The sequence below is a fragment of the Vibrio sp. D3 genome, assembly GCF_043995865.1.
Taxonomy (GTDB): Bacteria; Pseudomonadota; Gammaproteobacteria; order Enterobacterales; family Vibrionaceae; genus Vibrio; species Vibrio diabolicus.
This window is the reverse complement of sequence record NZ_CP171886.1, coordinates 758,533-770,118: the sequence shown is the minus strand read 5'-3', so window position 1 is coordinate 770,118 and position 11,586 is coordinate 758,533. Positions and strand designations below refer to the sequence as shown.

Here is an 11,586-nt window from a genome sequence, read left to right as displayed (position 1 = left end):
TCATGGCAGATTATGCATGGCTTTTACCTGCGGTTTTGTGTGGCTTAATTGCGTTAGTTGGCAACATCGTTCTGGGGCAACAAGTTCTTAATCGTCAGATCATCTTTATAGATTTGGCGGTGGCGCAAGTTGCGGCATTGGGGGCAGCATTAAGCCACTACTGGTTGAGCCAATACGCGCTGTTCTCAGGCTCATTCTTTGGTGAAATGATTGGCCCTTGGGTTATGTCTTTGATGCTTTGCGGTTTGATTGCCTTAATGGAGAAACGATACCAGCAACATTTAGAGCCCATGATTGGCAGCTTGTTTGTGGTGTCTGCATCGCTGGCGATCCTGCTGGTGAGCAAAGACCCACACGGCGGAGACTTTATTCAAGGCATTCTTAATGGGCAACTGTTATGGGCGATTTGGGCAGACGTTTGGCCTTTGGCACTCATTACCGCTGCGATGTTGCTATTGGTTTGGTTAAAACCTGCGTTTATGTGTGGTAGTGGTTTTTATCTGATCTTTGCTATCCTGATGCCCATTACGGTCAAGTTAACCGGCATTTATTTAGAATTTGCTTTGTTGGTGATTCCAGCTTTATGTGCGGCAGCATTGAAGGGAACTCGATTCTTTGTCGCCAGTATCAGCATCGGTATTGTTGGGATTTTATCGGGTATTGCCGCATCGGCTCGCTACGACTTACCAAGTGGTGCGAGTATTGTGATCACCCTGTTTATTACTGGAATGTTGTTTAATCTTTTGCTTCAACCTTTTCTGGTGAAAATAACAAAACCAGCTTTTGTAAGAGATTAAGAGACAAGTAATATTGGTCTGATGAAGTAGTATTTGAGTCATCAGATCAATACTTTTCTATCCAAGTCCTCCAATCGTGTAACTTTGCTCCTTCCAACACACTTTCTTAAGTTGATCTTGCCATAGTCATCAAGTTGCCTTGATTAGTTCACATCCGACTCCCAGACTGTTTCTATAGTTTTTATAAGATATAAAAGACCCTGCGTATGAGAAGCGCAGCTGTAGCGCGACTAGGCATAAAAACAAAAAACGCTAGGGATACAAGCGAATTTGTACTCTCAACATTTAAGGAAGACCAAGATGAAAGACGAAAAAGTCGCCGTCGTTACAGGGGCTGCTCGCGGTATAGGGCAGGCCATTTGCGAGCAATTACTCGAAGATGGATTCCACGTCGTGGGACTAGATATCTCGCCTGTGGAGTGGAGTCAGTCGCCAAACCTTTCAAGTTATCAAGTGAATCTCTGTGAGGCCGCAGCGGTAAGTGAAGTGGTCGACCGCATCGTCGCGAAACATCAACGCATTGATGTTCTGGTCAACAACGCCGGGATAACGAGAGATGCACTGCTGCCAGACATGTTAGAGCAAGACTGGGACAGCGTTATCGACGTGAACCTAAAAGCGGTGTTTTTACTCACCCAGCGCGTTGCACCTGTCATGCTAGAGCAAGGCGCAGGCAGTATTGTCAGTATTTCGTCTATCGTGGGAACGGATGGCAATATTGGTCAAAGTAATTATGGCGCGAGTAAAGGTGGCGTGATAGCGATGAGCAAAGGCTGGGCGAAAGAGTTCGCAAGAAAAGGCGCTCAAATCCGAGTCAACTGTGTTGCTCCAGGTTTTATCGCTACCGACATGACAAAGAGCTTGCCTGAAAAAGTCATTCAAATGATGGAAAGTAAAACGCCTCTGGGACGCATGGGCTCGGCGCAAGACATTGCCAATGGCGTTGCGTTTCTAGCGTCTGATAAAAGTGCGTTTATAACCGGACAAGTGCTCAAGATTGATGGTGGGTTGGTGTTATAGCTCGCTAATCAAAATCTCAAATAACAAACGCCCTTTACTTATGTGAAGGGCGTTTTTGTTGGGTAACGCTATTCGGGCTTTTGACACGTTCACTTTATTCGTTTCGCACTGCCGGATTTGTATGATTAAGTATAGAGTTAGAACATGTAATTCATTCTGGCATCGTTCTCTGTTATTAACCTAGCAATGTAGCTAATCAAAAATATTAACTTCGAAATAGAATAACTATTGAGGTATTAAAGTATGATTTTATTGCCCATGATATTGTTTTAAATGATAATACCACTAAATAATTAACTTTGAATACTCACTATGTACTTAAAAACTGTACTGTTTAGCGCGTCAACTCTTCTTATTTTGGGCTGTAACTCCGAATCAACTAACCCATCTACTGAAGAAAGCGGATGGATAGTTGTAAGCTCTCACTCCGAGCCAAGAAAACATCAGGTAATTTACGAAAAACATAGCAGGAAAGGTCTAAGTCTTGCCACTAGCGTTCCGGATCTTGACCTGCCTTTAACTTACCAATTGGCGAACCAAATTATTGAGGTCAAAGAAGAGCTTACATTTGGTGAAAATATTGATGGGAACCGCCTAACTTGGAAAGCTATTGGCAATTCTAAACTTAGAGAAAACCAAGTCCACTACGGAGTTAATAAAGATTACTCAGCTTCTAATGAAGGTATTGCTATCGGCTATGTTAACTTTGAGTCGAGGTTTGAGGCTGAAGGAAAGCTTGGAATCGAAAAGTTATTCATTGCGATGTATGACGATGTCAAGAGTGTCAAATTTTACTCTGGATGGGATAGTTCTAAAATATCTTGTTACCAAAATACGTTTGATGAAGACTTAGCTTGTTACGGTGAAATTTTAATTAACGACGATATAGTTCATGTTTTTGATAAATATCTGCCGTATGAATATGTAAACATGGTTTACGACACCGTTATGTCCAAAGGTCGAGAAGAGATAATTGAGGCAGATTTTCAACATCAAATTAAATACTTACTAGTCGCCAAAGAGAATAACGTTGAGATGCATTAGACTACATTAGCTTGATTACTTTTTGGTAATGAGTGGCTTTTCGAAACCGATGTGACCATGAGCAAGATTATTGGATTTTACAAAACTCATTTATGTTCAAAAAATGAGTTTTGTAGATATTAAAATGCATGGAGCCAATGCTCTCACTGATTCTATGAAGTTTTTTGTGCGCTCTAACCACAAGACAATCTATAAAAGACGTTGAGCCAACGTCTCTGCCACAATGCCACCTGTTAATAAGGCTGAATTTCAATGCCTGTTTCTCATTACCATTCAAATGTGCGCTGGTTAATGATTTTTATGTAAGTAACACCATTGAACGTGATAGAAGTAACAAATTCGCTTCCTTGCGGTAACGTTCCCGAAAATTTTATATATTATCGCCCCATTGACAAAAGTGGTAGAGACGCTCTGTATCTGAGCGCTCTGAAATTCAGGCTTTAGATGGATATTTAAAGTCACCATAAGTTTGCAATTTTTCTTGGGAACGTTTGCAGATAACCTAAGTATAAATTTACGTGAGACTATGGAAATGAAACTACACACTTTGACGATGGCAGTAGCGCTTGGGCTGGTTACTGCACCTGCATTCGCAACAACAGATGTTGACGCTCTTGAAAAGCGAATTAATGAATTAGAACAGAGACTTGAACAGACAGAAAAAGTATCCACAGAAGCAAATGAGAAAGCCTCAAGCTTTGAGTTTCATGGCTACGCTCGTTCCGGGCTGCTCATTAATGATGATCTGAATGGTGCAGTGGGTACTGGTCCTTACATGACGGCAGCTGGTGCTATTGGCGCCCCAATTGGACGATTAGGGGTTGAGGATGATCATTATGTGGAAGCAAACCTTATTCACAAACGCTTTGCAGATGATGGTTCCAGCGCATTGTTCCGAATCATGCTGGCAGATAGTACGGAAACCAATAACGAATGGACGGCGAGCGAGAGTCAATTAAACGTTCGTCAGGTATATGCTGAGCTAAACAAGTTGAGCATGTTCTCTGAATCAAGTGCGTTTGCTGACGCAACTTTTTGGGCAGGTAAACGATTTGACCGTGATAACTTTGACATTCACTTCTTTGACTCGGATATCGTTTTCTTATCTGGTACTGGTGCTGGCGTGTATGACGTCCAAATGAGCGATTCGTGGCAAGCAAACTTCTCGATCTATGGTCGTGATTTTGGTGAGATTGATAGCTCGTCAACGGATGTTGAAAACTATATCGCGACAATGAACAACCGCTTTGGTAATTGGCAATTGATGCTGAGCGGCATGACGTCTGCTGATAACAATGATCGCGTAGAAGGTGCAGCGGACAAAGGTTTACATGCGATGTTTGCCTACCATGGCGATACCTTCTTTGGCATGAGTGAAGGCTTCTCTAAAACTGGTATTTTGATGGGTGATGGACTGGGTGCGGAACTTAAAGGCATTGGTTCAAACGGTGATTTGCTAGAAGACGCAAAAGCCGTACGTTTGTTCAGTTATGGTGTAACACGCATCGGCGACAACTGGCGTGTAGCACCTGCGTTGCTAGCAGAACACAGCCAAGATCGCTTTGCTAAAAATGATGAATTCACGTGGGCATCGTTCAACATCCGCTTAGCGCAAGAGTTTACGCAAAACTTTGAGATGGTTTATGAAGGCTCATACCAATACATGGACCTAGACAATGCGATTGATAAAGCAAGTGGCAGTTTTTACAAAGCGACAATTGCACCAACGCTTAAGATGTCTACCGCAGCAGGTTTCTTTGACCGTCCGGAGCTACGTTTTGCTGTTAGCTACGTTGATTGGAGCGAAGACTTGAATGGCTACTCGATTAGCCAGGATGCGGGCGCTGCAACGATGGGTGATGGTGGTGAAGTTCTGTTTGCACTGCAAATGGAAACTTGGTTCTAAAGGGATCTAACCGAGAAAGAGTAATAAGAAAAGCGCTAACTGATTTCAGTTGGCGCTTTTTCATTAACAGGACTGACGCTCAATTGTTTTGAAGGTTAGCACCATCTTACTCATTTCAAAACTTCTGTTGGCAATTCTATCTAGTAACAGTTTCGCACCATTTTCCCCTGCTTTATCAAATGCATAGTTAAATGTTGATAAGGTTGGGGTGCACACTGATGCGAGCTCATCATCACCAACTCCTAGCACTAAAACGTCTTTACCCGGTGTTAACCCGAGCTCTTGAATCGCTCTCATCGCACCGATAGCAATACGGTCTGTCGCACAGAACAAGCCATCTAGCTTAGGGTTCTTTGTTAAGTGTTGTTTTGCCAATGAATAGCCAGAATCGATTGTAAAGTCACCACGAGCATGGAAGGCGAGCTCAAAACCATGGTGTTGCAGCGCTTGAGCAAATCCTTCAGAGCGTTGCTTATCTACCGCGATATCGTCACCTTGTACGCCAATAAAGCCCATGGTTTGGCAACCTTTTGCAACCAGTCTATTTCCCGCTTCAAACCCTACTCGTGCGTCATCATGAATGATGCTTGGAATATTAAACATGGAACCATCCTGACCGACGAGCACAACTGGGACCGCTGAGTTTTGAATTGCTTTGACCAGCTTAGAATCGAGGTGGGTCGCGTAAAGAATGATCCCTTCAACCCGTTTTTGGTTAAAGATCTGAATATATTCCAGTTCTTTTTCGTGGACTTGGTGAGTGCTAGCAAGTAAGACATGTTTCCCCGCTTTTTCAAGGACCTCGGTTAATCCATCGACGCCTTGGGATGTGGCATGAGAGGAAACCCGAGGAACAATGACACCAACCAGATTGGTCTTTTGAGATTTTAGATCTTTAGCGACTTGGTTTGGCACATAGCCACACTCAGCTACTGCTTGGCGGACTTTCTGTTTTGTCGCTTCTTTTACGCCATACTCATCGTTTATAACCCGTGACACTGTTGATTTTGATACGCCAGCCAGACGGGCGACATCATGCAGACTCGCCATTGTTCCTATCCATTCTGTTTTTCGTTTTTGGGATTGTTTGCAAAGAGAAGATGAAAGGCTCTTTGATAAGTAGCGATTCTAACCTCCTATACTGCTCTTAGGGAGAGAATTTGACGATCATTCTCACATTCTCTCTGCTTTATCTTTGATCATTTGGTTTTATTGAGCAAAAATCTGTTTTGCAAACGTTCCCGAAAATTTCGCAAGCTCAGATAATAATCCAATGGGGTATGAAATGAATTATCCGGCAGTAGCAAAAGAGTTGTTAACTCTATTAGGTGGTAAAAGCAACATCACCGCACTTGCACATTGTGCGACACGCTTACGCCTTGCCGTTGCAGATGAGCAAAAAATAGATGAACAAGCGATTGATAACCTTGAAGGGGTAAAAGGGCAGTTCAAAGTTGCGGGTCAGTACCAAATCATTTTTGGATCAGGCATCGTAAACCAAGTTTATGCAGAAATGGCGAAGTTGACGGGCATGAGTGAAATGTCCACCAACGACGTTGCGTCTGCTGGCGCAGAGAAACAAAACATCGTTCAGCGCGCAGTGAAGGGGCTGTCTGATATTTTCGTCCCAATCATTCCAGCAATCGTCGCTGGCGGTTTGTTGATGGGTATTTACAACCTACTGACTGCCCAAGGCTTGTTTATTGATGGTAAATCCTTGATTGAGGCCAATCCAGGACTGACAGACTTGGCGAACATGATCAACACGTTTGCAAACGCGCCGTTTGTTTACCTGCCTATTCTGCTGGCATTTTCAGCCAGCAAGAAGTTTGGCGGCAACCCATATTTAGGGGCAGCGCTAGGTATGTTGATGGTTCACCCTGACTTGCTGAATGGTTGGGGATTCGGCGGCGCATCTGTGTCTGGCAACATTCCGGTTTGGAATATTCTTGGTTTTGAAATCCAAAAAGTGGGTTACCAAGGTTCAGTGTTACCGGTTTTGGTATCGGCATTCATTCTTGCGAAGGTTGAGCTAGGCTTACGTAAAGTCATACCTTCTGTTTTAGACAACCTTTTAACGCCATTACTGGCGATTTTCATAGCGGGTTTGCTGACGTTTACTGTCGTCGGTCCGTTCACGCGTGATATCGGTTTCCTATTGGGTGATGGTCTGAACTGGCTATACAACACAGCTGGCTTTGTTGGTGGTGCGGTATTTGGTCTTATCTATGCTCCGTTTGTTATTACCGGTATGCATCACAGCTTCATTGCGATTGAAACGCAACTTCTTGCGGATATTGCGACGACAGGCGGCACCTTTATCTTTCCTATTGCGGCGATGTCTAACGTTTCTCAAGGTGCTGCAGCGTTGGCGGTGGGCATAATGAGTAAAGATAAGAAGATGAAAGGTATTGCGATTCCATCGGGTGTCACGGGTTTGCTGGGTATTACAGAACCAGCCATGTTTGGTGTTAACTTAAAACTACGTTACCCATTTATCGCGGCAGTTTGCGCTGCGGCGTTATCAAGTGCGTTCATTACAATGTTTAATGTGAAAGCTCAGGCATTAGGGGCAGCTGGTCTTCCAGGCATCATTTCCATCACGCCAGATAAGATTGGTTACTACATCGCGGGTATGGTGATCGCGTTCTTGACCGCATTTGTTCTCACCATTGTTCTTGGTATGCGTGACCGCGCTAAAGTCGGTAAAAAAGCAGCGGCTTAATCTGAACTCCTTAAGGGTGGAGTCCCCCAAAATCCACTTCTTTTCCTAAATGTTTGGGGTGCTAGCCAAGCACTAATGGCTTGGCTAGCCTTTTTCAATTTTTACTTGGTAGTGAAGGTGTTCAACACGTTGGGCTATCAGGGCTTTAATTTTAAGGTAAGCAAGATGAATCAAGTGTGGGTAACTGGTGATGCTGTTGTCGATCTAATACCGGAATCTGAGACTTCTTTACTCAAATGTCCCGGTGGTGCACCAGCGAATGTCGCCGTAGCGATTGCTCGTCTATCTGGTAAGAGTGCGTTTTTTGGACGTGTGGGTGATGACCCATTTGGTCGCTTTATGAAATCAACTCTGGATCAAGAGGGCGTGTGCACGGAGTTTCTCGTTAAAGATCCTGAGCAAAGAACATCAACAGTGGTGGTGGATTTAGACGATCAAGGTGAGCGCAGCTTTACGTTTATGGTAAAACCGAGCGCTGATCAGTTTATGTCTGTTGAAGATATCCCAAACTTTAAGCAAGGTGACTGGCTGCATGTTTGCTCGATTTCACTGGCAAATGAGCCAAGTAGAAGCAGCACATTTGAGGCGATCAAAAGAGCAAAAGCCGCTGGTGGTTTCATTAGCTTTGACCCTAACCTGCGTGATGAAGTGTGGCAAGATCAATCAGAAATCCAAGCTGTCGTAATGAAGGCTGTAGCGATGGCTGATGTGGTTAAGTTCTCTGAAGAAGAGCTTTTGTTCTTAACTGACTCAACATCGATGGCGCAAGGTTTACAACAAATAGCCGCTTTGAATATTGCTTTGGTCTTGGTGACACAAGGTGCGAAAGGTGTTTGGCGCGTCTTTGAAAGTCAGAGTGAACTGATCACAGGTCAAGTCGTTAGTCCGATTGATACCACAGGTGCGGGTGATGCTTTTGTCGGAGGGCTACTGGCATGTCTGTCTCAGCATGACGATTGGAAAAATCATCCTGTTGTTAGCTCTGCGATTCAATGGGCAAATGCCTGTGGTGCATTAGCGACGACGCAAAAAGGCGCAATGACCGCGCTTCCGACCCAGACAGAATTGCTGCAATTTATTGGGCAATGATCTTCAGATCCAATTTCAGTTGAGAAAAATTATGAGCTTAAACAACCGTTGGACTGTAGAGCAAAGATATCGCCGACTTGAGCAAATCCCTCAGTGTGATATCGAAGAAATGACACTTTCACGTCAGCAAGATAAAGGCTTTCCTAATTTTCATATTGCCCCTAGATTTGGGCTGTTAAATGACCCAAATGGGTTGTGTTATTTCAATGGTGAGCACCACATCTTTTACCAGTGGACGCCTGTGGGACCAGTCCATGGAATGAAGTATTGGTACCACCTTTCTACTAAAGACTTCATCCATTTTACTGATCATGGTGTGGGTTTTCATCCCGACCAAGACTACGATTCACATGGTGTCTATTCGGGCGGTGCTTTGGTGGAAAACAACAAGGCTTTGCTGTTTTTTACTGGTAATAAGCGTGACCAAAACTGGAATCGAATTCCAACACAGTGCTTTGCCACCATGGATTCAGATGGCAACATTGAAAAGCATGGTGTGGTCATTGAGAACGAACATTACACGGAGCACTTTCGTGATCCAAAAGTTTGGAAGAAAGGCGACGACTATTTGATGGTGGTGGGTGCTCAAACCAAAACCGAGCATGGTTCAATGGCGCTCTATCAAAGCAAAGATTTGAAAACGTGGCAGCATAAAGGTCCTATCAAGACCAAGTTTTCTGACCTTGGGTACATGTGGGAGTGTCCTGATTTCTTTGAGATTAATGGTCAATCGGTGATGCTGTTTTCTCCACAGGGCGTGAGCAGTAATAATCCTTATGATTTCAAAAACATCTATTCTGTTGCGTATATCGTGGGTGATCAGTTGAACCTAGAGTCGATGATTTTAGAAAACCACCAAGATATTTTGCAGCCAGATTATGGGTTTGATTTCTACGCCCCACAAACCTATTTAGATGAGAATGGGCGTCGCATTCTTATTGCATGGATAGGGTTGCCAGAAATCGACACACCATCGGTCACACACCAGTGGGCAGGAATGTTGTCTCTTCCTAGAGAACTAACGTTGAAAGATGGTTTTCTTGTTCAAGCTCCGCTCCCTGAGCTGAAGAGTTTAAGAAAAGAAGAGGTGGTCTTTGCACAATCCCATACACTGGAAAGCACAAGTTGTTTGATCCAATTAGACCTTGAGGGCGATGGCTTTGAACTTGAGCTGAGTAACCTCAAAGGTGACAACATCGTCTTTAGTGCGACAGAGCACGAGTTTATGCTGGACCGTCGTCACATGTCTCATTTGTACGCAGAAGAATTTGGTGGTATTCGAAAAGCACCAAGATTGGACGCTAAGCAGACGATTGAGATGTATATCGACAATTCTGTCATCGAGATTTTCATTAATGGCGGCAAACACACGATGACCAGTCGTTTCTTTATTGATGACCTCAATACGGTAACGTTGAGAGGGTTGGAGCAAGCAAGGCTTTTCCCTTTGAAAGGTATTACAGGCTTGTTTGAGTCATCTTTATAATTGGTCATATCAAGCGGAGTGCCTTTTGATATACGAGCCTTTTGATATAACAGCTCCTCAGTAGGCATCAAAAACGCCCTTCATATCTCCATGAAGGGCGTTTTTTGTTCAAAATACCTAGGTAGATTATCTTTCACGCACGTAGGTCGTTTGAACTAAAGTATCCAAAACAACTTCACTCTTGGTGACTTTGAAGTTTAGCGGTTGTTCTAAATCCCCAAATAGAGGTGCGCCGCCGCCAAGTAGGATAGGGAAGCGCGTGATCACCATTTCATCGATAAGATCTTCTTTCAGGAAGTTCTGAATCGTCACTCCGCCGTCGATGTAAAGATCGTTAAAGCCTTTTGCGTTTAGCTCCGCAAGCACATCTTTTTGCTCGCCTTTTACTAGAAAGACTTTGTCTTCGTAGCCTTGTGGCACTTCTGTCATGGTATTGCTGAGTACAAACACAGGTTTGCTGTATGGCCAATCGCAATCAAAGCTCAGTATGACATCTAGGGTGTTGCGCCCCATTACCAAGCCATCAATACGCTCCATCAGTGAGAAGAAACCAGTATCAATGTTGTCTGGATTTGGTACTGAATGTAGCCAGTCGAGTTTGCCCTGCTTATCTGCGATGTAACCGTCCAGACTGGTTGCAATAAATACGATATTTGCCATGAGTACCTCATCAAAATGGTGATGCTTGAGCCAAGCTAAAGTATGGTTTAAAATTAATTCTACAATGTAGAATAAGTATGAGTTTATCGAGAAGATCAAATGTCTGTCAACGAAAAGAAACGCGGGAGACCAGCCGCTAAGCAGTCGCAGTTAAGCGCAGAAAGCATCCTAGATACAGCTAAGTCATTGATGAAAAAGGATAGCAAGGTACCAAGTATTCGCTCGTTAGCGACGCAATTAAATGTGGATCCTATGGCGATCTATTACTACTTCAAAAACAAGAATGCGTTGCTTGAAGCGTTGACCACATCGCTGGTGGAGGAAATTTATCAACCGAAAGTGAATGAAGATTGGCAAGGCGAACTCAAAAATTTGTGTGTTAGCTACATTGAACTGCTGCGTGAGTACAACGGGTTATTGCAAACCATGCTGAGCATGACATCGTATGGCCCTGCTCAAGTGTTTACCGAGCGCTATCAAATCATTGTTCAGCCTTTGGCACTGTCTCCGCAAGTGGAGAAAGACAGTTTGGATCTATTGGCAGATTACCTACACGGGTTCGCTTTCTCGATCAGTTGTTGCCACGGTACGAGTTTGATTCAGACGGAGATGATGGATGGGCCGTTGAATCTGATCTGTTCTTCGTTATTGGCATCTCGAACCTAGTTCACATTATCGCGACGTTTTTACTTATAGCGTGAAAGAAAATCCCATAACCAAAGGTTCTAACTAAAAGAGATTGCAGGACTTTTATTTAGCGAATTCGACCTAATATCTTGAGTATGCCTAATCGCAGTTGGCGAAGAGGTGATGTTAATAATGCTTGCTGGCGCGTAAGACCCGTCAGTTTGAAGATGCA

At 43.8% G+C, this 11,586-nt stretch carries 10 protein-coding genes; 8 read left to right on the top strand and 2 right to left on the bottom strand.

All coding sequences use genetic code 11. The features are described 5' to 3' along the window. Nucleotides 1-2 precede the first annotated feature (2 nt). The 4 genes from ACHFJ9_RS03255 (at nucleotide 3) to ACHFJ9_RS03240 (ending at nucleotide 4,767) form a co-directional block, all read left to right on the top strand. Nucleotides 3-797, top strand: coding sequence for a metal ABC transporter permease (locus ACHFJ9_RS03255; protein ID WP_395355220.1), 795 nt, complete (start codon nucleotides 3-5; stop codon nucleotides 795-797). 300 nt (nucleotides 798-1,097) lie between these two features. Next, on the top strand, nucleotides 1,098-1,817 hold the full coding sequence (locus tag ACHFJ9_RS03250; RefSeq protein WP_005392780.1) for a beta-ketoacyl-ACP reductase: 720 nt from the start codon (nucleotides 1,098-1,100) through the stop codon (nucleotides 1,815-1,817). Nucleotides 1,818-2,129: 312 nt separating this feature from the next. Next, a complete protein-coding gene (locus tag ACHFJ9_RS03245) occupies nucleotides 2,130-2,861 on the top strand; it encodes a hypothetical protein (protein ID WP_203347616.1) in 732 nt (243 codons plus the stop codon). A gap of 532 nt (nucleotides 2,862-3,393) precedes the next feature. Continuing rightward, entirely contained in the window at nucleotides 3,394-4,767 is a 1,374-nt protein-coding gene (locus tag ACHFJ9_RS03240; protein ID WP_167427859.1) for a carbohydrate porin, read from the top strand. A 63-nt stretch (nucleotides 4,768-4,830) separates the two neighbouring features. On the opposite strand, the gene ACHFJ9_RS03235 is transcribed toward ACHFJ9_RS03240, so the two are convergent. Beyond that, on the bottom strand, nucleotides 4,831-5,817 hold the full coding sequence (locus tag ACHFJ9_RS03235; protein WP_395355218.1) for a LacI family DNA-binding transcriptional regulator: 987 nt from the start codon (nucleotides 5,815-5,817) through the stop codon (nucleotides 4,831-4,833). A 235-nt stretch (nucleotides 5,818-6,052) separates the two neighbouring features. Here ACHFJ9_RS03235 and ACHFJ9_RS03230 point away from each other — a divergent pair, with 235 nt between their 5' ends. The 3 genes from ACHFJ9_RS03230 to ACHFJ9_RS03220 all read left to right on the top strand — a co-directional run bounded on the left by ACHFJ9_RS03230 (nucleotide 6,053) and on the right by ACHFJ9_RS03220 (nucleotide 10,067). After that, the gene (locus ACHFJ9_RS03230; protein WP_006741425.1) at nucleotides 6,053-7,492 is read left to right on the top strand and encodes a sucrose-specific PTS transporter subunit IIBC; all 1,440 of its coding nucleotides are present in this window, start codon (nucleotides 6,053-6,055) and stop codon (nucleotides 7,490-7,492) included. 165 nt (nucleotides 7,493-7,657) lie between these two features. Beyond that, entirely contained in the window at nucleotides 7,658-8,581 is a 924-nt protein-coding gene (locus ACHFJ9_RS03225) for an aminoimidazole riboside kinase (RefSeq protein WP_395355216.1), read from the top strand. Nucleotides 8,582-8,612: 31 nt separating this feature from the next. Further along, nucleotides 8,613-10,067, top strand: coding sequence for a sucrose-6-phosphate hydrolase (locus ACHFJ9_RS03220; protein WP_395355214.1), 1,455 nt, complete (start codon nucleotides 8,613-8,615; stop codon nucleotides 10,065-10,067). A gap of 126 nt (nucleotides 10,068-10,193) precedes the next feature. On the opposite strand, the gene ACHFJ9_RS03215 is transcribed toward ACHFJ9_RS03220, so the two are convergent. Next, nucleotides 10,194-10,727 carry a dihydrofolate reductase family protein gene (locus ACHFJ9_RS03215; RefSeq protein ID WP_395355212.1) on the bottom strand — a complete coding sequence of 178 codons (534 nt, stop codon included), beginning with the start codon at nucleotides 10,725-10,727 and terminating at the stop codon, nucleotides 10,194-10,196. A gap of 99 nt (nucleotides 10,728-10,826) precedes the next feature. On the opposite strand from ACHFJ9_RS03215, the gene ACHFJ9_RS03210 reads away from it, so the two are divergent. Continuing rightward, complete coding sequence (locus ACHFJ9_RS03210) at nucleotides 10,827-11,393, top strand: TetR/AcrR family transcriptional regulator (RefSeq protein WP_395355210.1); 567 nt, start codon at nucleotides 10,827-10,829, stop codon at nucleotides 11,391-11,393. The last annotated feature ends 193 nt before the right edge of the window (nucleotides 11,394-11,586 follow it).